Origin of the sequence: Flavobacterium potami, assembly GCF_020026915.1 — a bacterium.
GTDB lineage: Bacteria > Bacteroidota > Bacteroidia > Flavobacteriales > Flavobacteriaceae > Flavobacterium > Flavobacterium potami.
This window is the reverse complement of sequence record NZ_JAINUY010000001.1, coordinates 200,274-221,362: the sequence shown is the minus strand read 5'-3', so window position 1 is coordinate 221,362 and position 21,089 is coordinate 200,274. Positions and strand designations below refer to the sequence as shown.

Genomic DNA, 21,089 nt, shown 5'->3' with positions numbered 1-21,089 from the left:
ACGTATTAGTGGATTTTTTTCTACGAATGTTACAAATTTAGTTATTAATTGTTAATTGTTGATGGTTAATAGTTTCTGGTTGATTGTAAAATGCAAAAACTAAATCTAAAATATACTCAAAAAACTTAGCTACTTTGGACCTTTGGACCTTTGAACCTTTGAACCTTTGAACCTTTGTCCCTAAAAAATAAAAAACCGCCTGCTACAAAAGCAACAGACGGCATCTACAAATAATATATAACTTTTGATTATTACAAAATGTAATCGGTATTAATAAAGTTCGATTCTTTGCTGTTAAGCAATTCCTGCAGAATCTCATTGTTATAATCGATATCTTTTGAAGCTACAAACGTACGGATGGAGAACGAACGCAAAGCATCAGGAATACTTAAAGTTCCTACAGCAGAATCTTTTCTTCCTGTAAAAGGGAAAGCATCTGGTCCTCTTTGGCAAGAACTGTTGAGGTTTACTCTGCAAACTAAATTTACCAAAGCATCAATTAGCGGAGCAAGCGTTTTAATATCTTTTCCGAACAAACTTACTTGTTGTCCGTAGTTTGATTCTGCCATATCTTTCAAAGGTTCTTTTATATCTTTGAATGAAAGAACAGGAACAACTGGTCCGAATTGCTCTTCATGATACACTCGCATTTCTTTATTTACCGGATATAAAACAGCTGGAAAAATATAATTATCCGTATGTTTTCCTCCTTTTTCATTGATGATTTTCGCTCCTTTAGAAGTAGCATCGTCAATTAGTCCTTGAATGTATGCTGGTTTTTCTGTTTCTGGAAGCGGTGTTAAAGAAACTCCTTTTTCCCACGGATTTCCAAAAACTAAACCATCTACTTTTTCAGCAAAACGTTTATTGAATTCTTCTCTGATAGACTCATGAACGTACAATACTTTTAAAGCCGTACAACGCTGACCGTTGAAAGACAAACTTCCTGTGATACATTCTTGAATAGCCAAATCTAAATCGGCATCTGGAAGAATAATCGCTGGATTTTTAGCTTCTAAACCTAAAATAAGACGCAATCTATTTTTGTTCGGGTGCTGATCTTGTAATGCAATAGCCGATTTACTGTTTCCAATTAATGCCAAAACATCAATTTTTCCAGATTTCATAATTGGCGAAGCTACTTCACGTCCTCTTCCGTAAACAATATTGATTACTCCTTTTGGAAAACTACTTCTGAAAGCTTCTAATAATGGCGAAATACATAATACACCGTGTTTAGCAGGTTTGAAGATTACAGTATTTCCCATAATCAAAGCTGGGATCAATAATGAAAAAGTTTCATTTAGCGGATAATTGTAAGGTCCAAGACACAAAACAACGCCAAGAGGTCCACGACGAATCATAGCATTCACACCTTGTACTTTTTCAAAGTGAGAACTGCGTCCGTTTAGTTCTTTGTAACTAGCAATTGTATCGTAAATATATTCTACTGTTCTATCAAATTCTTTTTGCGAATCACCAAGGTTTTTTCCAATTTCCCACATCAAAAGTTTCACAACTTCTTCTCGGGTTTCCTTCATTTGTTTCACAAAATTTTCCATGCTTTTAATACGATCGGCAACTTTCATGGTTGGCCATAAACCTTGTCCCATATCGTAAGCATTGGTAGCAGCTTCTACAACTTCTGCTGCTTCTTTTTCTCCCATAAAAGGAATAGATCCTAATAAAGTCGGCGAATATTTTTCTGTTGAAGAAATAGTAGAAAACACAGGTGTGGTTTGCCCTGTCCATTGTTTCAATTCTCCATTTACAAGATAAGTTTCTTGGTTTATCAGCGTATTAATCTGATATTCTTCTGGTATAAAGCTCATAGTTTGGTTATTTAATGGTCTGGTAATTCTATTTTCAAAAGAAAAAAGAGGCTTTTTTATGCCTCTTCTTCTTTTATGGTTGTACTGTTTCGCCTTCCCAATCCAGGATTCCTCCAAGCAGATTGTAAGCATTTTGTATACCCAATTCGTTCATAACCTGACAAGCTTTTGCGCTTCTTGCCCCAGAACGACAGTATACATAATAGTTTTTATTTTTATCTAATTCTTCAATTTCATAAATAAAACCCTGCCCTTTATTGATATCAATATTTAGAGCATTCTCAATGTAGCCATCATTGAATTCGTCTTCAGTTCTTACGTCAAGTATAACTGCATTTTCGTCAGCTTCTAACTGAGCAACCCAATCTTCTTGTGATAAATTCATAATAAAATGTGTTTTTGTAAAATTACGACGTTTCTATATATAAAAAACGTACCAAATGCGATTTCGATTATTATTCTCAGAAAACGTTTTAGAGAAACTATTATAATCAGTGAATTACAAATTTAGTTACTATTTTTAAAAATTCAGCCTACAAAATCGATAGAAAATAGGATTTTTTCATTTACATAAAATTAATCTTAAATCTAATTTTCTGATAATTAATCCCATTTCAAACTAGTATCTTTGTAAACAAATACATTTTTTAATTCGATTTTGATAAATATATCAGCCACGAATTACACCAATTTTCACAAATTAATTAGTGTCAATTCGTGCAATTCGTGGCAAAAAAAACACACAATGCAGCATTCATTAAAAACCATATTTCCTAATTTCTCCAACGAACTTATTGCTACCATTGAAGAAAACGGAAGTCATCAGAATTTTGAAACTGGAACCATTTTAATGCGTACTGGACAATACATTAAAAACACGGTTCTGATTACGAAAGGTAAAATTAAAATATACCGCGAAGGCGAAGATGGTGGAGAGTTTTTAATGTATTATTTACAACCAGGACAAGCTTGTGCTATTTCTATGATTTGCACCGCCAAAAGCGAGAAAAGTCAAATTATGGCAAAAGTTGTTGAAGATGTTTCGGTAATGATGATTCCGTTGCAACTCATGGATAAATGGATGATGGAACACAGAAGTTGGTACGAATTTGTAATTGAAACCTACCGAAGCCGTTTTGAAGAAGTTCTCGAAGTTGTTGATAATATCGCATTTCGTTCTATGGATGAAAGATTAGAGTTTTACTTAAAAAGACATTCTGATGCCTGCGGCTGTTCTGAAGTTAATTTGTCGCATCAAGAAATCGCTACAGAATTGAATACTTCTCGTGAAGTGGTTTCGAGATTATTAAAAAAAATGGAACAAAGAGGTTTGGTTAAACTCAACCGAAACCAGATTGAACTGCTAAATTTTTAACCATTAAGACATTAAGGCAATTAAGTTGGATTGCTTAATATTTCTTAACTTTTAAAAAGCATCATTAAGACAGTATAGCTTAATTAACTTAATATCTTAATGGTAAAATTATTCAAGATCTGTGATAAATGTTACTGTAGAATCTTAATTTCCGAAGCAACTTTGCATTAAAATAAATGCAATGGAATATTTAGGCTTTTTTGCTTCAATCATTATCGGAATTTCGCTTGGCTTAATTGGCGGCGGTGGTTCTATTCTCACTATTCCAATTTTAGTGTATTTATTTAAAGTAAATCCAGATCAAGCCACTTCTTATTCTTTATTTATTGTCGGACTAACAGCGCTTTTTGGCAGTTACAGTCACTATAAAATGGGAAATCTGAAATTGAAATCGGCATTATATTTTGCCATTCCTTCCATTATTTCGATTCTAATTATTCGCGAAGTTATTTTTCCACAGATTGCGGCTACTTTATTTTGCGTGGCTTCTTATACGGTTTCCAAAGATTTTCTGATTATGATTATCTTTTCGGTACTTATGATAACGGCTGCAATTTCTATGATTAAAAGAAGACAGCCAGATATTAAAACCAAAGAAACCAATTATATTCAATTGAGTATAATCGGGTTTTTAGTTGGCATTGTAACTGGGTTTCTGGGCGCTGGAGGCGGATTCTTAATTATTCCAGCCTTATTGTTCTTTGCCAATTTACCAATGAAACAAGCCGTTGGAACTTCTTTATTAATTATCACCATTAATTCTTCAATCGGTTTTGCTGGCGATTTATACATCGGAACACCTATCAATTATACTTTCTTGTTAAGTGTTTCTGCAATGGCTTTAATCGGAATGTTTATTGGTAGTCAGCTTTCTAAAAAAATAGACGGAACAAAATTGAAACCGCTTTTTGGTTGGTTTGTTCTTGTTATGGGATTTTATATAATCGCCAAAGAAGTTTTATTTTAGAATTTAATGTCTTCAGATTGTGCTAATCTGTATAGATTTTTAAATATTTTGAATTTAGTTTTTTACTTGTAGAGTAATCTTTGTCAAAGCCTGAAACTTTGACAAAGATGAAACTAAACTTTATTTCAAATCTCTCCGAATTTATCTTTATAACGTTCTAATTCGTTTTCTGTAATATTTAAAAGTTTTTCTAATAACTGGATTTTGTCTTCATAAAGTTCTTTTAATTCAGATGAATTATCGGCATTGATTAAAATACTACCGTTATTGTTTCCTGTTATTTTATTGAAGTTATTAAAGTACTTATCATAATCAAAACTAATAATATCTTCAACGCTGACATCCAAAATTCTTCCAATCTCAACCAATTTTTCATAACTCAGAGACGTTTTTCCTTTTTCAATTTTGCTGTAACCAGCCTGCGTTACACCTAATCTTTCTGCCATATATTCTTGAGTGTAATTCTTTAGCTCTCTAATATTTTTAATTTTGTTTTTAATCGTTGCGGCCATATTTTTTTTGCTTAGGGATCACGTATAGTTAAAACAGCCCGCTATTAAATTCATTAACAGCACAACTATACTTATTTTTGGTATTCTAAAACTACTTCATAAATTATAATATATGACTTAGCGTTTCGTTAATTTTTTCCTGTTGGTTATAAAATAACCATAAATCAAAGCTGCCATTATGAATAAAACATCATAACGGGAAATATCAAATACAAACATTTATAATTTTTTAAGCTGTTTTTTGAATATTTCTTTCGAACTGAAGATCCAAATAATAATCTATTTGTTTGCTGACCAAGGTATGATCTTTTGATTCAATTTTGGCTTTTATTTCTTTTTGATAAATATCTTTCACAAAAATAAAATATACAAATTCTGTAGAATCATTAAATCTGATTGCTATAATAAGTGTATAGCACAAAATCGCTGGAATGATATAATATAAATCCATTAAGTCAGAAAACAACATACAATAATACGTTACAGCAGTTACTGCAACAAAAGCACCGTTTTCTAGAAAGTACTTTTTCTTTTTTTTCAGTAGTCCAATTTCTTTAATTTCATCAAAGTGGTATTGCCAATTTTTAGATTTGTATGAAAATCTAATCTTGTCTGGTAAAATCGTTAAGGGCATAATAATTTGTAGGTAAAAAAGGATTTAAGCTTTTAGTAAAAATCATTTTCTAAAAATTCTTTGGGGGAAAAATTCTTAGATACGTAAAATTAAACATTAGCCAGTTTTTTTTCTTACAATAAAAATTATAGAATATAACTAATAGTTGTAATTAAATCTTTAATAAATGATTATGCTTATAAAGTTTCCTGAATCAGGCTGTTTTTGTAGTCGGTTTAAATCCAAATGCCTATCGAAGACTATCCGCTTGTTCTTTTATTTTTTTATGAATTTTTACTATTTACAAGCTTCGATTATCTCTCTATTATCCAGTACAAACATTTTATTATTTCTATATATTGTAAAAAAAGTTTCGCCTTTTCTTTTTACTATGGAGTCATCAATTTTTATTTGTGACCAAAACTGACCAAAAATAGCAAATTTACTTTCATTATTTAAATATATCATTGAGGCATTGTGATTATATTTTTCAAAACCTTTTTTGATAACGACACCTTGAAATTCTTCTTCCTTAATGTTTTCCAATCCACGATTAAGTCTTTCCTGTCTTGTGTCAATTACAAAGGACTTGACAAAAAGAACAATCGCAAATATAGCAACAATAACATTTACAATCTTTTTTAATTGTTTATTGCTCAAATTTATCATCTTCAATTTTCTTCAGAAGCCACCAATTTAAACTCAACTTTGCCAGAATCATTCAATTTATAACTATAAATACTTTTTCCTTCTATATGTCCATCTTCATAAAAGGCAATTAAATATTTGCTTCCTAAAAGCTGAACGGCTCCAAAAGACATTTCTCCACCTAATGTAGCTTTCATTGGAATCAATTCAGGTCTTTTTTTTAATTCCGTAATTATAAATTCTTCAGGATCTTTTATTCCTTTATTTTTAAAATTGGGATTATCATTTTCAGCATCATACCAAATATTTCGATGTTGAAGAATTACAATAGCTTCTTCTGCAATCTCGAGCTTTCGTTTTAGTGAATCATTCTTTTTCTTCAAAGCCTCATTTTCCTTATTTGGAAAACTTTTATCTTGATCTAAATCCTGTTTTTTACAACTTAAAACTAAAAAACAGATTATCATTAAAATTAGTTTTTTCATAGTTTAATTTATATTTTTCTTGAATTGCCTCCAGCTTTAGCTGGAGGTAATCAAATATATACAAAAAAGGCTTTAGCCAAACTTTACGTTTTTTTTGGCTAAAGCCTAATTCAAATGCAAACAAAAAACCTCCAGCTAAAGCTGGAGGCAATTCATCCTATATTGAAGAAATTAAAATTCGTGTAATTCATAGCTGCAAAATTCAGAATTCATTTATATTAAATAAAAATTCTTGAGTTGCTTCGTCTGTTCGCTATCGCTCGAGTCGCGGCTATAAAAAAATCAATGTTCTCCATACCCAATATCATCCATTTTACCACTGAAAACGCGATATTGAATAATAAAATAAATAATCACCAGAAACAAAGCCACAAAAAACCAACTCAATCCAGCATTTAATCCGTATTCGTGAGCGGCAGTATTATAAATTGTTAATGACGGATTTACATTATTGGTTGAAGGCAAAACATTCGGAAAAATCGAAACCGCTGTTGACGCAAATCCGCCCAATAAAAATAAGGTTGAAAAAACAAATCCGTGACCGTCTTTTTTGAAAGAGCGAACTTTGAACAATCCAGCAATTCCAACAAAAGTCAGTAAAGGAAAAAACCAAAGAATCGGATTTTCTACGAAATTATGAAACGGTTTTGGTTCGATAAAATGCCAAATTCCTAAGGAAATAAAAACCAAAACAAGCAAAACAAAATTCAATTTAAAAACCACATTTTTCAATTTCGGATTTAAAGCCGAATTTGTTTTATAAATAATCCAGTTGGCACCGTGAATCGTCAATGCTACAACACTCACAATTCCGAGGAAAAGCGTAAACCAATCGATAATTCCCAATTCATTCGCCTGCGGACTAAAAGTCGGATTCCACAAAGGCAAAAAGAAAAAATGCGGTTCCTGTGTTGAAACTCCGTTTTGCACCATTCCGAGATTAACGCCGCGAACGATATTTCCTAAGGCAATTCCGAAGAAAAGAGCCAAAAGTAAACTTGCAATTCCAAACGCTTTATCCCAAATTGCTTCCCACATATGATTGTGTACTTGTCCGCGCATTTCTAATCCGATTGCTCGGAAAATCAACAACCATAAAATCATGATTAAAGGCAGATAAAATCCACTGAAAGAAGACGCGTATAAAGTTGGAAAAGCAAAAAACAAAACCCCTCCCGCTGCAATCAGCCAAACTTCATTGGCATCCCAAAACGGACCAATGGCGCTTGTAATTGCTTTTTTATCTTTTTCTGTATCGGCAAAAAATAAATGAATAATTCCTGCGCCAAAATCATAGCCGTCTAAAACCAGATAAACAGCCAGAATTCCCATTAAAACTACGTACCAAAAAAATTCCATATTTATATTTTTTCTGTTGAAAGTTCCACATTGTGCGGTCCTTTATTGATAATCTTTCCAACCAAAAGCAAAAACAACATTCCGAGTAAAAGGTATAAACCTATAAAACCAAGTAACGTGAATAAAGTATTTCCAGAAGAAACAGTCGGCGAAGCACCCTCTGATGTTCGCAATAAATTGTAAACCAACCAAGGTTGTCTTCCTAACTCGGCCGTGTACCAACCCGTTGTATTGGCAATGTAAGGAAATGGCATCATGAACATTAATGACCATAAAAGCCATTTGGTTTGAAACAATTTTCCTCGTATTAACTGGAAAAGAGACAATGCCATTAAACCAATAAAAACAGTTCCTAAACCTACCATAATATGATAAGCATAATACAATCCAGAAATATTTGTTGGATGTAAATCTTCTTCAAACTGATCTAAACCTTTTATTTCCTGATCCCAATTTCCATAAGTTAGGAAACTCAAAATATTTGGAACAGCAATTTTGTTATCAAGTTTTTTGTCTTTTACATCGGGCTGACCTATTAAAACAATTTCAGAACCTTTTTTCTCGGTATGAAAAATTCCTTCCATAGCGGCAAAAGTCACTGGTTGATATTTCACAACGTTTTTCGCAGCTAAATCTCCCGTTGGAACAGCCACAACAATACTCGAAATCAATCCGAATATTACACCTGTTTTTAAGAACAATTTCCCGAAAGAAACATTCTTTTTACTTAAAATATAAAAAGCTCCAATTCCGGCAACAACAAAAGAACTCGTTACCATAGAAGCCGCTTGATTGTGCAAATAAGAAGGCCAAAGCCACGGATTTAAAAATAAAGCCTGAAAATTATTCAGAACAAATTTTCCGTTTTCTAAGATTTCGTAACCAACGGGATTCTGCATCCAGGAATGTGTGGCGATGATTAGAAATCCGCTGGCCCAGGAACCAATCATGATCAATAATCCGGTTACAAAATGCCATTTATGTCCGAGGAGTTTTTCTCCAAACAAAAATATTCCTAAAAATGAAGATTCAAGAAAGAAAGAAAACATTCCTTCCATTGCAAGGGTTTGTCCGATGATTCCACCTGTTAATTCGGAGAATTTTGCCCAGTTGGTTCCAAACTGAAACTCCATCGGAATTCCGGTTACAACTCCCATTGCAAAATTGAGGGCAAAGATCTTCATCCAGAAATGGGTGGCATGATTGTATTGTTCGTCTTTAGTTTTGAGAAATTTCCACTTGAAGTAAACAATGATGAGCGAAAGACCCATTGTAAGTTGCGGAAAAAGATAATGAAAAGTAATGGTGAAGGCAAATTGCATTCGATCATAAAAGAGCATTTCTTCCATAATGGTAATTTGTTTATGAAGTTCCACAAATTTAACCATTAGAACCCGAATTGCCTCTTAAAACATGAGTTTCTTTTTAAAATTTTAAACCATATAAGTTATATAAGTAAATATATTTTTGCGTAAAACTAAAATGAACTTATATAACTTATATGGTGAAAAATCATTTCTCCAAAATTCCTTTTTCTACACTTTCGTTGATCAAGCCTTCAGCGTAATTCCAAATCGATTTTGAACCTTCTTTTATGACACTTTTCTTTTCGTAAACTTTATCATATTTCACTCCAAATTCTTTCCAAGTTCCGCCGTTGTTTGAAGTGTTCTGCAGTAAAGGTTCTAAACGATCCATTGATTTTGCGAATTTAGCTTCGTTGGTTTCCCCAGCTTCAAATTCTTCCCAGATTGCAATAAATTCTTCCTTTTGTTTTTCAGGAAGTAAACCAAAAATTCTATTGGCAGCCAATCGTTCTTCATCTGTATTTGAATGATTTTTTACCGTATCATAAATAAAAACATCTCCTGCATCTATCTCTACTATATCGTGAATCAAAACCATTTTCACCACTTTCAAAACATCAATCGGTTCGTTGGAATGTTCTGCCAAAACAATCGCCATCAGAGCCAAATGCCAGCTGTGTTCTGCATCATTTTCGCATCTGTCGCTGTTGAATAATTTTGTCTTGCGTTGGATGTATTTTACTTTATCAATTTCTTTTATAAAAGCAATTTGATCTAATAAATCTTGTGTGTTCATAAGAAATTTATAAATGACTTTGTGGAATTGCAAAAATACAAAGATTTTTTTCTACCATATAAGTGATATAAGTAATTGTAAGCTGGAGTTTTTCATATTACTTAAATTAATAAACCCTAATCTAAAATGAACTTATATCGCTTATATGGTTAAACTACATTTTTTTACACAAAAACCTAATTTCTGTAACATTAGTCACCTATTTTTTTAAAAAACAAAGTTACCTTTGTATCCCATCATTTTACAATACCTATCATGAAAATAGAGCAAATTTACACCGGATGCCTTGCGCAAGGTGCATATTATATCACTTCAAATGGCGAAGCGGCCATTATTGATCCGCTTAGAGAAACGCAGCCATACTTAGATCGTTTGGAACGCGACGGAGTAAAGCTGAAATATATTTTTGAAACACATTTCCACGCCGATTTCGTTTCTGGACATGTTGATTTAAGTAAAGAAACTGGAGCTCCAATTGTTTACGGACCAAACGCAGCTTGCGAATTTGATTGCATTTCTGCAAAAGACGGACAGGAATTCAAACTTGGAAAAGTTACGATTAAAGTTTTACATACTCCTGGACATACTATGGAGAGTAGTACTTTTTTATTAATTGATGAAAACGGAAAAGATCACGCGATTTTCTCTGGAGATACTTTATTCATTGGAGATGTTGGTCGTCCTGATTTAGCTCAGAAAGCAGCTGGAATGACACAAGATCAATTGGCTGGGATTTTATTTCATTCTTTAAGAGATAAAATCATGACTTTGGCTGATGACGTGATTGTTTATCCTGCGCACGGTGCGGGAAGCGCCTGTGGAAAAAACATGAGCAAAGAAACAGTTTCAACAATCGGAAATCAAAAAGCAACAAACTACGCTTTGCGTGCTAATATGACCGAAGCTGAATTCATCAAAGAAGTAACTGACGGATTATTGCCTCCTCCAGCCTATTTCAGTATGAACGTTGCCATGAACAAACAAGGTTACGAAAGCTTTGAAACGGTTTTACACAACGGAATGAAAGCGATAAATGCCAAAGAATTTGAAGCGATTGCAGAAGAAACTGGCGCTTTAATTTTAGATACCAGAAGCGCAGCTGATTTCAGCAAAGGATTTATTCCGCAATCTATTAATATTGGAATCAATGGTGATTTTGCTCCTTGGGTTGGAACTTTAATTGCTGATGTAAAACAGCCAATTATTTTGGTTACTGCAGCAGGAATGGAAGAAGAAACTGTTACACGTTTAAGCCGTGTTGGTTTTGATACCATCATTGGACATTTGGAAGGTGGATTTGAAGCTTGGCAAAATGCAGGTTTTGAAACAGATACCGTAAACAGAATTACTGCTGAACAATTTGCAAACGAATTTAAATTTGGTGAAGATAAAGTGGTAGATATTCGTAAAGAATCAGAATACGAAGCAGAACATATTGACGAAGCTTACAGCAAACCTCTCGCTTATATTAATGACTGGGTAAAAGATATTAATCCGAATGAGCATTTCTATTTGCATTGTGCTGGCGGATACAGAAGTATGATTGCTGCTTCAATACTTCAAGCAAGAGGTTTCAGAAATTTCTCTGAAGTGGAAGGCGGTTTCGGAGCAATTTCAAAAACGAATGTTCCAAAATCAGATTTTGTTTGCCAAAGTAAGGTTTTAAAAGCATAAATATAAGTTTCACCATTAAGGCATTAAGTTAATTAAGTTGGAATGCTTAATTTTTCTTAACCCTTTTTAAAGTTTCATTAAGTTAGATTGGCTTAATTTTCTTAATCTCTTAATGGTTAAATGAAAAAATCTAAATTTTAAAAATAAATGAGTATACTCGAAATCATTAAAGAACCTTGGCCTTGGTACGTTGCAGGCCCGTTAATTGGATTAACTGTTCCAATTTTATTAATTATCGGAAATAAATCTTTCGGGATAAGTTCTTCTCTTCGTCATATTTGCGCGGCTTGTATTCCTGCGAATATTTCGTTTTTTAAATACGATTGGAAAAAAGAAAGTTGGAATTTATTCTTTGTATTAGGAATATTTCTTGGCGGATTTATCGCTGCTTATTTCTTATCAAATCCAAATCCGGTGGAAATTGCGCCTGAATTATCAGAGAAATTAGCCACTTACGGAATCACAGATCATAGCGGTTTGGTTCCGTCACAATTATTTTCGTGGGAAAGTTTATTAACGCTTCGCGGATTTATCATGATGGTTGTCGGTGGATTTTTAGTTGGTTTCGGAACTCGTTATGCCGGCGGCTGCACAAGCGGACACGCGATAATGGGATTATCAAACTTACAATGGCCTTCATTAGTAGCAACAATCTGTTTTATGATTGGCGGTTTTGTAATGTCCCTTTTGATTTTACCTTATATTCTTTCACTTTAAAATTTAGAAAATGAATTTAGAAAATAAAAATATAGACAGCGAAGGAATCAACGCAAGCCAGAAAAAAGAAAACGCATTTGCAAACCTTAAATATTTAATCGTTGGAATCTTTTTCGGAATTGTATTCGTAAAAGCAGAAATCATCAGCTGGTTTCGTATTCAGGAAATGTTTCATTTGGAATCGTTTCATATGTATGGTGTAATCGGATGCGCTGTTGCTGTTGGATTAATTTCAGTACAATTGATTAAAAAATTCAACATCAAAACCCTTGACGGAGAAAAAATCGAAATCCAACCTAAAACATTCAGCAAAGGACAAATCTATGGCGGATTGATGTTTGGTTTTGGATGGGCAATTACAGGAGCTTGTCCGGGTCCACTTTTCGCTCAAATCGGTACAGGAGCAACTGTAATTGTGGTAACTTTATTAAGTGCTATTGTCGGAACTTGGTTTTATGGTTTGATTAAAGACAAATTACCTCATTAATAAATTTGTTTCAGGTTTTATTTGTTTCAAGTTTCAGGTTGGAATACTCTGAACATAATTTAACCGCAAAGCACACAAAGATAGACGCAAAGTTCGCAAAGTTTTATTTACAAAGCTTTGCGAACTTTGCGTTTTTTATAAAGCTCTATTTTCAAAAAACCTTGCGTGCTTTGCGGTTAAATATTTTTCTTCATCAATTTTTAATTTCATTTCGTTAAGTTTGTTTCAAACAATATTTTCGCAAAATAAACAACAAGAATAAAGCATGAATCGCGCTGAACAATTAAACAAACTACAGAATACCGAAAAATGGGACGTAATCATAATTGGCGGAGGTGCAAGCGGACTTGGAACTGTTGTTGATGCGGCAAGCCGAGGTTACAGAACAATCTTATTTGAAGCAGTAGATTTTGCAAAAGGAACTTCGAGCAGAAGTACCAAATTAGTTCATGGCGGCGTGCGTTATCTCGAACAAGGAGATGTACATTTGGTTCGAGAAGCCTTAAAAGAAAGAGGTCTATTAGCTAAAAATGCTGCCCACTTAGTCAAAAATCAATCTTTTGTTATTCCGAATTACAATTGGTGGAGCGGTTATTTTTATACTATAGGATTAAAAGTTTATGATTTATTGTCGGGTTGTTTAAGTTTAGGAAGTTCAAAATATCTTTCTAAAAAAAGAACTATTGAAATGCTTCCTAATGTAGAAGAAAATGGTTTGGTAAATGGAGTAATTTATCATGACGGACAATTTGATGATTCACGATTGGCAATAAACATGGCACAAACTGCTATAGAAAATGGAGCTTGTGTGCTTAATTATACTAAAGTTGTCAATTTATTAAAAGACGATAAAAACCAAATTATCGGTGTTCAAGTTCAAGATCAGGAAAACGGTCAAACTTATGATTTGAAAGGTTCTGTCGTTGTAAATGCCACAGGAGTTTTTACCAATGCGATCATGAAATTAAATGATAACGTTTATAAAAAATACATTGTTCCGAGTCAGGGAATTCATTTGGTATTTGATAAATCTTTTCTGCCTGGCGAAAATGCATTAATGATTCCGAAAACAAAAGACGGAAGAGTTTTATTTGCTGTTCCTTGGCACAATCGCGTTGTTGTGGGGACTACCGATACTTTAATAAAAAAGCAAAGTCTAGAACCAATTGCCTTAGAAAGCGAGATTCAATTTGTTCTCAAAACTGCACAACGCTTTCTTGCTAAGAAACCCACAAGAGCAGATGTTTTGTCTGTTTTTGCAGGTTTGCGCCCCCTTGCCGCGCCAAAAGAAGAAGGAAAAAGCACCAAAGAAGTTTCTAGAAGTCATAAAATTATTGTTTCTGAAACTGGATTGATTACTATTACCGGCGGAAAATGGACCACCTATAGAAAAATCGCTGAAGATATTATTGATAAAGCAATCAAAACTGGAAAATTACCTAATAAAGAATGTATTACAGAGCATCTTTCCATTCATGGAAATAAATCGACGAATGCTGCCGACAGAGAAAATCACCTTTATATATATGGTTCTGATATTTCTAAAATTATAGAATTAAAGGAAAGCGAAACTGAATTAAAAGAAAAACTCCATCCAAATTATGAATTTACAATCGCAGAAGTCGTTTGGGCAATTCGACATGAAATGGCAAGAACTGTAGATGATATTCTGGCAAGGCGTGTTCGTTTATTATTTTTAGATGCACGAGCTGCTATTGAAGCCGCTGAAAAAACAGCACGATTAATTGCGAAAGAATTAGGTCACGATGAAGCCTGGATTATCAAAGAAATCGCAAATTTTAGAGCAATTGCCAAAGGATATCTTCTTTCCGAATTTCAATAAAACTTCAAATTCGATTGATTTTAAATTACTTATCTCTTTTATCTTTTCAAATTGCCTTACAAAAAGCTATCTTTAAATACTTGGAGTATTTCTCAGCATTTTTAATTTTAAATTTAAGTTAAACCTCAAAATATCAACACTTTAAAAACATAAAATACTTTACTTTTATAAAAACAAAGTGTTGAAATTGACCAGTGATTACTACCAACTGAACGAATTAACAAATTTTTAACATGACACTTGTATATACAAATATTAAAAGTTCTACATTTGTATATACAAATTATACACTTACAACTATGACAATTGAAGAAGTTATTAAGAGTACAGTTAAGATGGATAATGCGAAAAAAGTTATTCTGAATATCATGTACACACAAAATGTGATTCAGGATCATTTCAACGAGTTAATAAAACCGTATGATCTGTCTGGAGAACAATACAATGTGCTGCGTATATTAAGAGGACAAAAAGGAAATCCTGCTAATATGTGTGTCATTCAGGAACGTATGCTGGCAAAAACGAGTAACACAACCCGATTAGTTGACAAACTATTACTGAAAGAATTCGTAACAAGAAATGTTTGCCCTGATAATCGAAGAAAAATTGAAGTTTCGATTACGCAAAAAGGATTAGACGTTTTAAAAGAATTAGATCCGAAGGTAGATGCACACGAGCGTGCGTTTGCAGAAAACATAAACCCGGAAGAATTAGAATTATTAAACAAATTATTAGAAAAATACCGAACTCAACAAAATTAATATCATGAGCACATTTTTAGAAAGTCAAAATTGGAGATATGCAACAAAAAGATTTGATGCAGCAAAAAAAATCTCTGATGCTGATTTAAATACCTTAAAAGAAGCGGTTAGATTAAGTGCTTCTTCATACGGATTACAACCTTATAAAGTTGTTATCGTAGAAAATCCAGAACTAAGAGAACAATTAAAAGGGGCAGCTTGGGGTCAAACTCAAATTACAGATGCTTCCCACCTATTCATTTTTGCAAGCGATGTTACTTTAGACGCAGCTTCTGTTGATAAATATATCACCAATATCAGTGAAACAAGAGGAGTTCCTGTAGATGCTTTAGGAGGTTTCAGCGACATGATGAAAAATGTAGTTGGAAATTTATCAAGCGATGCAAAAAATACTTGGACTGCAAAACAAACTTATATTGCTTTAGGAAACTTATTAGGAGCGGCAGCTGAATTAAAAATAGATGCTACACCAATGGAAGGTTTCAATGCTGCTCAATTCAACGAAATTTTAGGTTTCGACAAATTAGGCTTAAGCGCTTCTGTTATTGCAACTGTTGGTTACAGACATAATGAAGATGACACTCAGCATTACAAAAAAGTTAGAAAATCTCAAGAGGAATTATTTATCACACTATAATTATTTATTAATCAAATTCAAATTTTAATTTTAACAACATGAAAAATTTAAAAACAATTGCAATAGCATTATTCGTAGCTGTAGCTGGAATCTCAGTAAACGCTCAAACTAAAAAAATCGACGTAAAAGCATCTACTATCAAATGGGTAGGTAAAAAAGTAACTGGAGAGCACTCTGGAACTGTAAACTTTAAAGAGGGTTCTTTAGTTTTCAAAGGAAAAAAATTAGCTGGTGGTAGCTTCACTGTTGACATGACTTCATTAACTGCTACAGATTTAACTGGAGAATACCAAGGAAAATTAAACGGTCACTTAAAAGCTGACGATTTCTTCGGAACTGATAAATTCCCAACTTCAAAATTAGTTTTCAAAACTATCGGTGCAAAATCTGCTGACGTTTACACTGTAACTGCAGACTTAACTATCAAAGGAATTACTAAACCAGTAACTTTTGATATCACTGTAAAAGGAAACACTGCTACAACTGCTTTCAAAGTTGACAGAACTAAATACGATATTAAATATGGTTCAGGTAGCTTCTTCGATGGTTTAGGAGATAAAACTATCAACGACGAATTCGAATTGGCTGTAGCTTTAAAATTCTAATATTTTAGACTTACTAATTCAAAATATAATAAACCCCGGCAGTATCAAAACTGTCGGGGTTTTATTTTGTTAACAAAAAATTTCCATAAACTTAACATTGTTAACAATGAAGTAACTCATTCGTAATAAACATCGGGACTTTGATTAACATACGGCTTCTAATTTTGGGACAATTAAAAAAATCAAAAACTAGAAATCCAAATCATAGTTATGAAAACAAAATTACGCATTGCTCTTATTACTCTCACAATCAGCTTTTTCGTACACGCCCAACAACAACCAAAAGGTATTATTGGTACTAATAACTGGATGAACAACTGGACAAACTTTAAACCAGCTGCCAACGAATATAATGAAGCTACAAACATAATTGCCGGAACTATTGATAAAGATACCAGATTGGTAAAAAGAAACACTTATCAATTAGTTGGTGTTGTTTATGTTACAAATAACGCAACTTTAACAATCGAGCCAGGAACTGTAATTCGTGGAGACGATAAAACCTGCGGAACTCTTGTAATTACTAATGGTGCTAAAATTCTTGCTGAAGGTTTAGAAACCGACCCAATCGTATTTACTTCTAATAAAGAAAAAAACATTAGAAAGCCAGGAGACTGGGGTGGAATTATTGTTTTAGGAAAAGCTCCAATCAATTCTTTAGGTGGCGTACACACATTACCTTTCGATCTAGAAGCAAACCTAAATCATTATGGAGGCCAAGATGCAGAAGACAATTCAGGTATTTTGAAATTTGTTCGTATTGAATATGCAGGTAGAAAATTAAGTTCAACAAAAGAATTAAATGGTCTTTCTTTAGCGGGAGTTGGTAGAAAAACTATTTTAAGCAACATTCAAATCAGTTTTTCGAATGACGATTCTTTCGAATGTTATGGCGGAGACTTAAATATGACAAATTTAATTTCTTACCGTACAACAGATGATGATTTTGATTTTACTCAAGGTGCACAAATCAACATTTCTAATAGTATTGCTATCCGTCATCCTTTTTCATCAGATATTTCAGGATCAAGATGTTTTGAAGTTGATTCTTATGAAAAAGTGGCAAATACAGACATGAATAAAAAAATGACTAAAATAAACGCCAACAATATCACTTTGATTAATTTAGAAGAAAACAATCAAGGTCTGGTAAGAGAGTCTATTTTTATCAAAGAAAACACTTACTTTAGTTTAAACAACAGTATTATTTCTGGTTTTGCTCCATTTGTATTATTAGAAGGTGCCATTGGTAATGGAGATGTAAATCTGTCTAAAATGAGCTTTAAAAATACAATTGTAAACAATTGTAACGGAGGAATTACAAGCGAATCGGCAAGTAGCGACAGTTCTATCCAAAACTATTACAACCCGAATTCAGGTTTAGAATATACAAAAATGAAAAACACAGAGTTGTTTGCAACGCCTAACATCAAAGGAAATCCAGATTTTAGAGCCAGTACAAACAACACAATTGCAATTGGAAATTAAGACTTTATAACAACTTTGACATTTAAAATTTAACAAAATTTCGATTTTAGATAATTTTTTTTTCAAAATTTATATACTTCAATTCAAATTACATTTATATATTTGTCAAATCAAAATAAAGAAATGAGAACAATTTTAAACAATACTTGGTGGTGGAGTAATTTACGTCAGACGTCGTGAACGAAGCTTCCTATGGTATTGTTAAAACTATAAATTTAAAGGGCTTGTCATCACGACAAGCCCTTTTTTTTTTGATCCAATTGAAAACAAATTAACGAACAACATAAAACTAAATATTTTGAAACCTTTTATTCTTAATACGCATTACAAACAAATTCTAGCAGATACGGTTACGCCAGTAAGCATTTATTTCAAAATCAGAGATAAATTCCCAAATAGTTTATTACTAGAAAGTAGTGATTACCACGGAAATGACAACAGTTTCTCTTACATCTGCTGCAACCCAATTGCAACGATTAAAATCGAAAATGAAGTTATTTCTAAAACTTTTCCTGACGGAACTTCAGAAAAAATCGCAATTGATGCTTCAACCAATATTCCACAAGTAATTCAGGAATTTTCAAGTCAGTTTCAATCCGAAAAAAATGACTTTAAATTTATCAATAATGGTCTTTTCGGATATATTTCTTATGATGCCGTTCGTTATTTTGAAAAGGTTTCAATAGCTAAAAAAGACAATACAACTTCAATTCCAGATGTTTTTTATGCAGTATATCAAAATATTATTGCCATCAATCACTTCAAAAACGAAGCTTATATTTTCTGCCACAGCGTTGACAATAAAAATAATATTGCAGAAATTGAGCAATTATTACAATCTAGAAATATCGCTTCTTATAAATTCTCTAAAGAAGGTGAAGGTTTCTCAAACTTAACCGATGAAGAATTTAAAGCCAATGTTGCTTTAGCAAAAAAACATTGCTACCGTGGAGATGTTTTCCAATTGGTTCTTTCTCGTAGATTCACACAAGGTTTCAAAGGAGATGAATTTAATGTTTACAGAGCTTTAAGAAGTATCAATCCTTCTCCATACTTATTCTTTTTTGATTACGGAGATTTCAAAATATTTGGTTCTTCACCAGAAGCACAAATTATCGTAAAAAATAGAAAAGCCGAAATTCACCCAATTGCAGGAACGTTCAAAAGAACTGGAAATGACGAACGCGATGCGCTTTTAGCTAAAGAGCTTTCGGAAGATAAAAAAGAAAACAGCGAACACGTCATGCTGGTTGATTTGGCAAGAAACGATTTGAGCAGAAACGGGCACGATGTAAATGTTGAGAAATACAGAGAAGTTCAGTTTTTCTCTCACGTAATTCACTTGGTTTCTAAAGTTACGGGACATTTACACGATAAAGCAACTACAATGCAAGTTGTAGCAGATACTTTTCCAGCAGGAACTTTGAGCGGAGCTCCAAAACACAGAGCGATGCAATTAATTGAAGACTGCGAAAAAACAAATCGTAATTTTTACGGAGGTGCCATCGGAGTTATGGATTTTGAAGGAAACTTCAACCACGCGATTATGATTCGAACTTTTCTTTCTAAAAATCATCAATTGCATTGTCAAGCAGGAGCTGGAATTGTTGCAAGTTCTGACGAAGAAAGCGAAATGCAAGAAGTTTATAATAAGTTAAGAGCCTTAAATACAGCGCTAGAAATGGCAGAGAAAATTTAAATTTTGTTTCAGGTTTTCTTTGTTTAAAGTTTCAAGTTGTTGGAACGTGAAACTTGAAACTTGAAACTTGAAACTTGAAACTTGAAACCTGAAACTTGAAACTTGAAACTTTAAACAATTAACAAACAAACTATAATAAACCATGAAAAAAGCAGTATCCATTTTAGTTTTAATTATTGGCTTGACATCTTGTACTTCTGAGAAGAAGAATCCGATTGAAGGAACCTGGCGTCTTATCTCGGCTGAAACGACAGAGAAAGACTCCACTTTTTCGACTTTCAATTCAAAAACAAAAATGATTAAAATTATTAATGATACACATTTTGCTTTTTTGAACCATGATTTAAAAAACGGAAAAGATTCAACATCGGCATTGTACTTTGCTGGAGGTGGAAAATATACTTTGAAAGATAGTATTTACACCGAAAATTTAGAGTTCTTCAACAACCGTGATTGGGAAAACAACAAATTTGAATTTGTAGTGAAAGTGCAAAACGACACTTTGATTCAAAAAGGAGTAGAAAAAGTAGAAAAATTAGGCGTAGATCGAGTTATTATCGAAAAATACGTTCGAGAGAAATAAGAAAATTTAGTTTCAAGTTTTCTTCGTTTCAAGTTTCAAGTTGTTGGAACGTGAAACTTGAAACCTGAAACTTTGAAACAAAAAACAACACAATGAAAAAGATTTTAGTTATAGACAATTACGATAGTTTCACTTACAATTTAGTGCACTATTTAGAAGATTTAAACTGCGAAGTTACCGTTTACAGAAACGACGAATTTGATATTGATGAAATTGCTTCTTTTGAAAAAATCTTGCTTTCTCCAGGACCTGGAATTCCAGATGAAGCAGGTTTATTAAAAGCAGTAATCGAAAAATACAGTCCAACGAAAAGTATTCTTGGAGTTTGTTTAGGACAGCAAGCCATTGGAGAAGTTTTTGGCGGAACACTTTCTAACCTTGACAAAGTGTATCACGGAGTGGCTACAAATGTAAAAACAGTAGTTTCAGACGAAATTTTGTTTGAAGGTTTAGGAAACGAATTCGAAGTTGGAAGATACCATTCTTGGGTTGTAGATGCTAACTTACCAGAAGATTTAGAAGCAACTTCAATAGACGAAAACGGACAAATCATGTCTTTAAGACATAAAAATTACGATGTAAGAGGCGTTCAATTTCACCCAGAAAGCGTTTTGACACCAAACGGAAAAAGGATTTTAGAGAATTGGATTAAAAGCTAGAAACTTTTTGTTTCAAGTTTCAGGTTTCAAGTTGTTGGAACA

General features: G+C 33.0%; 22 protein-coding genes. 13 read left to right on the top strand and 9 right to left on the bottom strand.

What is annotated here, in order from left to right; all coding sequences use genetic code 11:
• Window positions 1-251 precede the first annotated feature (251 nt).
• Both K6T82_RS01065 and K6T82_RS01060 read right to left on the bottom strand, forming a co-directional pair.
• Window positions 252-1,832 carry an NADP-dependent glyceraldehyde-3-phosphate dehydrogenase gene (locus tag K6T82_RS01065; protein WP_223704169.1) on the bottom strand — a complete coding sequence of 527 codons (1,581 nt, stop codon included), beginning with the start codon at window positions 1,830-1,832 and terminating at the stop codon, window positions 252-254.
• Between the two features lie 73 nt (window positions 1,833-1,905).
• Window positions 1,906-2,217, bottom strand: a complete 312-nt coding sequence (locus K6T82_RS01060; protein ID WP_095951866.1) for a rhodanese-like domain-containing protein — start codon at window positions 2,215-2,217, stop codon at window positions 1,906-1,908.
• A 360-nt stretch (window positions 2,218-2,577) separates the two neighbouring features.
• On the opposite strand from K6T82_RS01060, the gene K6T82_RS01055 reads away from it, so the two are divergent.
• Window positions 2,578-3,207: a Crp/Fnr family transcriptional regulator gene (locus K6T82_RS01055; protein WP_223704168.1), complete on the top strand. Its 630-nt coding sequence runs from the start codon at window positions 2,578-2,580 to the stop codon at window positions 3,205-3,207.
• Window positions 3,208-3,388: 181 nt separating this feature from the next.
• Window positions 3,389-4,174: a sulfite exporter TauE/SafE family protein gene (locus tag K6T82_RS01050; protein ID WP_223704167.1), complete on the top strand. Its 786-nt coding sequence runs from the start codon at window positions 3,389-3,391 to the stop codon at window positions 4,172-4,174.
• Window positions 4,175-4,299: 125 nt separating this feature from the next.
• Here the strand turns inward: K6T82_RS01050 and K6T82_RS01045 are convergent, their stop codons facing one another.
• From K6T82_RS01045 to K6T82_RS01015, 7 genes are all read right to left on the bottom strand, one after another.
• The gene (locus tag K6T82_RS01045; protein ID WP_184160094.1) at window positions 4,300-4,686 is read right to left on the bottom strand and encodes a helix-turn-helix transcriptional regulator; all 387 of its coding nucleotides are present in this window, start codon (window positions 4,684-4,686) and stop codon (window positions 4,300-4,302) included.
• A gap of 229 nt (window positions 4,687-4,915) precedes the next feature.
• On the bottom strand, window positions 4,916-5,320 hold the full coding sequence (locus tag K6T82_RS01040; RefSeq protein ID WP_223704166.1) for a hypothetical protein: 405 nt from the start codon (window positions 5,318-5,320) through the stop codon (window positions 4,916-4,918).
• Between the two features lie 276 nt (window positions 5,321-5,596).
• Window positions 5,597-5,968 (bottom strand): hypothetical protein, encoded by a 372-nt coding sequence (locus K6T82_RS01035; RefSeq protein WP_223704165.1) that lies wholly within the window; start codon window positions 5,966-5,968, stop codon window positions 5,597-5,599.
• A 2-nt stretch (window positions 5,969-5,970) separates the two neighbouring features.
• The gene (locus K6T82_RS01030; RefSeq protein WP_223704164.1) at window positions 5,971-6,432 is read right to left on the bottom strand and encodes a hypothetical protein; all 462 of its coding nucleotides are present in this window, start codon (window positions 6,430-6,432) and stop codon (window positions 5,971-5,973) included.
• Window positions 6,433-6,714: 282 nt separating this feature from the next.
• Entirely contained in the window at window positions 6,715-7,791 is a 1,077-nt protein-coding gene (gene cydB / locus K6T82_RS01025) for a cytochrome d ubiquinol oxidase subunit II (protein ID WP_223704163.1), read from the bottom strand.
• A gap of 2 nt (window positions 7,792-7,793) precedes the next feature.
• Window positions 7,794-9,140 (bottom strand): cytochrome ubiquinol oxidase subunit I, encoded by a 1,347-nt coding sequence (locus K6T82_RS01020; RefSeq protein ID WP_223704985.1) that lies wholly within the window; start codon window positions 9,138-9,140, stop codon window positions 7,794-7,796.
• Window positions 9,141-9,303: 163 nt separating this feature from the next.
• Complete coding sequence (locus K6T82_RS01015; protein ID WP_223704162.1) at window positions 9,304-9,894, bottom strand: HD domain-containing protein; 591 nt, start codon at window positions 9,892-9,894, stop codon at window positions 9,304-9,306.
• Window positions 9,895-10,149: 255 nt separating this feature from the next.
• Between K6T82_RS01015 and K6T82_RS01010 the strand changes: the two genes are divergently transcribed.
• From K6T82_RS01010 to K6T82_RS00960, 11 genes are all read left to right on the top strand, one after another.
• The gene (locus tag K6T82_RS01010; protein ID WP_223704161.1) at window positions 10,150-11,568 is read left to right on the top strand and encodes an MBL fold metallo-hydrolase; all 1,419 of its coding nucleotides are present in this window, start codon (window positions 10,150-10,152) and stop codon (window positions 11,566-11,568) included.
• 153 nt (window positions 11,569-11,721) lie between these two features.
• Window positions 11,722-12,285: a YeeE/YedE family protein gene (locus K6T82_RS01005; RefSeq protein ID WP_223704984.1), complete on the top strand. Its 564-nt coding sequence runs from the start codon at window positions 11,722-11,724 to the stop codon at window positions 12,283-12,285.
• A 10-nt stretch (window positions 12,286-12,295) separates the two neighbouring features.
• The gene (locus tag K6T82_RS01000) at window positions 12,296-12,772 is read left to right on the top strand and encodes a DUF6691 family protein (RefSeq protein WP_223704160.1); all 477 of its coding nucleotides are present in this window, start codon (window positions 12,296-12,298) and stop codon (window positions 12,770-12,772) included.
• Window positions 12,773-13,037: 265 nt separating this feature from the next.
• Window positions 13,038-14,615: a glycerol-3-phosphate dehydrogenase/oxidase gene (locus K6T82_RS00995; RefSeq protein WP_223704159.1), complete on the top strand. Its 1,578-nt coding sequence runs from the start codon at window positions 13,038-13,040 to the stop codon at window positions 14,613-14,615.
• Between the two features lie 299 nt (window positions 14,616-14,914).
• Entirely contained in the window at window positions 14,915-15,376 is a 462-nt protein-coding gene (locus tag K6T82_RS00990; RefSeq protein ID WP_223704983.1) for a MarR family winged helix-turn-helix transcriptional regulator, read from the top strand.
• Between the two features lie 4 nt (window positions 15,377-15,380).
• Entirely contained in the window at window positions 15,381-16,013 is a 633-nt protein-coding gene (locus K6T82_RS00985; protein WP_223704158.1) for an NAD(P)H-dependent oxidoreductase, read from the top strand.
• A gap of 38 nt (window positions 16,014-16,051) precedes the next feature.
• A complete protein-coding gene (locus tag K6T82_RS00980; RefSeq protein WP_144218559.1) occupies window positions 16,052-16,618 on the top strand; it encodes a YceI family protein in 567 nt (188 codons plus the stop codon).
• A 210-nt stretch (window positions 16,619-16,828) separates the two neighbouring features.
• Window positions 16,829-18,106 (top strand): hypothetical protein, encoded by a 1,278-nt coding sequence (locus K6T82_RS00975; protein WP_223704157.1) that lies wholly within the window; start codon window positions 16,829-16,831, stop codon window positions 18,104-18,106.
• 298 nt (window positions 18,107-18,404) lie between these two features.
• Window positions 18,405-19,805 carry an anthranilate synthase component I family protein gene (locus K6T82_RS00970; protein ID WP_223704156.1) on the top strand — a complete coding sequence of 467 codons (1,401 nt, stop codon included), beginning with the start codon at window positions 18,405-18,407 and terminating at the stop codon, window positions 19,803-19,805.
• A gap of 142 nt (window positions 19,806-19,947) precedes the next feature.
• On the top strand, window positions 19,948-20,388 hold the full coding sequence (locus K6T82_RS00965; protein WP_223704155.1) for a hypothetical protein: 441 nt from the start codon (window positions 19,948-19,950) through the stop codon (window positions 20,386-20,388).
• Window positions 20,389-20,480: 92 nt separating this feature from the next.
• Complete coding sequence (locus tag K6T82_RS00960; RefSeq protein WP_223704154.1) at window positions 20,481-21,047, top strand: anthranilate synthase component II; 567 nt, start codon at window positions 20,481-20,483, stop codon at window positions 21,045-21,047.
• Window positions 21,048-21,089: the final 42 nt, after the last annotated feature.

Coding starts and splice junctions, on each gene's coding strand:
- K6T82_RS01050 (WP_223704167.1), top strand. CDS start 3,389: ATGGAATATTTAGGCTTTTTTGCTTCAATCATTATCGGAATTTCGCTT.
- K6T82_RS01035 (WP_223704165.1), bottom strand. CDS start 5,968: ATGATAAATTTGAGCAATAAACAATTAAAAAAGATTGTAAATGTTATT.
- K6T82_RS01040 (WP_223704166.1), bottom strand. CDS start 5,320: ATGCCCTTAACGATTTTACCAGACAAGATTAGATTTTCATACAAATCT.
- K6T82_RS01065 (WP_223704169.1), bottom strand. CDS start 1,832: ATGAGCTTTATACCAGAAGAATATCAGATTAATACGCTGATAAACCAA.
- K6T82_RS00990 (WP_223704983.1), top strand. CDS start 14,915: ATGACAATTGAAGAAGTTATTAAGAGTACAGTTAAGATGGATAATGCG.
- K6T82_RS01015 (WP_223704162.1), bottom strand. CDS start 9,894: ATGAACACACAAGATTTATTAGATCAAATTGCTTTTATAAAAGAAATT.
- K6T82_RS00980 (WP_144218559.1), top strand. CDS start 16,052: ATGAAAAATTTAAAAACAATTGCAATAGCATTATTCGTAGCTGTAGCT.
- K6T82_RS01030 (WP_223704164.1), bottom strand. CDS start 6,432: ATGAAAAAACTAATTTTAATGATAATCTGTTTTTTAGTTTTAAGTTGT.
- K6T82_RS01020 (WP_223704985.1), bottom strand. CDS start 9,140: ATGGAAGAAATGCTCTTTTATGATCGAATGCAATTTGCCTTCACCATT.
- K6T82_RS00960 (WP_223704154.1), top strand. CDS start 20,481: ATGAAAAAGATTTTAGTTATAGACAATTACGATAGTTTCACTTACAAT.
- K6T82_RS01055 (WP_223704168.1), top strand. CDS start 2,578: ATGCAGCATTCATTAAAAACCATATTTCCTAATTTCTCCAACGAACTT.
- cydB (WP_223704163.1), bottom strand. CDS start 7,791: ATGGAATTTTTTTGGTACGTAGTTTTAATGGGAATTCTGGCTGTTTAT.
- K6T82_RS01045 (WP_184160094.1), bottom strand. CDS start 4,686: ATGGCCGCAACGATTAAAAACAAAATTAAAAATATTAGAGAGCTAAAG.
- K6T82_RS00965 (WP_223704155.1), top strand. CDS start 19,948: ATGAAAAAAGCAGTATCCATTTTAGTTTTAATTATTGGCTTGACATCT.
- K6T82_RS00985 (WP_223704158.1), top strand. CDS start 15,381: ATGAGCACATTTTTAGAAAGTCAAAATTGGAGATATGCAACAAAAAGA.
- K6T82_RS01060 (WP_095951866.1), bottom strand. CDS start 2,217: ATGAATTTATCACAAGAAGATTGGGTTGCTCAGTTAGAAGCTGACGAA.
- K6T82_RS00995 (WP_223704159.1), top strand. CDS start 13,038: ATGAATCGCGCTGAACAATTAAACAAACTACAGAATACCGAAAAATGG.
- K6T82_RS01000 (WP_223704160.1), top strand. CDS start 12,296: ATGAATTTAGAAAATAAAAATATAGACAGCGAAGGAATCAACGCAAGC.
- K6T82_RS00975 (WP_223704157.1), top strand. CDS start 16,829: ATGAAAACAAAATTACGCATTGCTCTTATTACTCTCACAATCAGCTTT.
- K6T82_RS01010 (WP_223704161.1), top strand. CDS start 10,150: ATGAAAATAGAGCAAATTTACACCGGATGCCTTGCGCAAGGTGCATAT.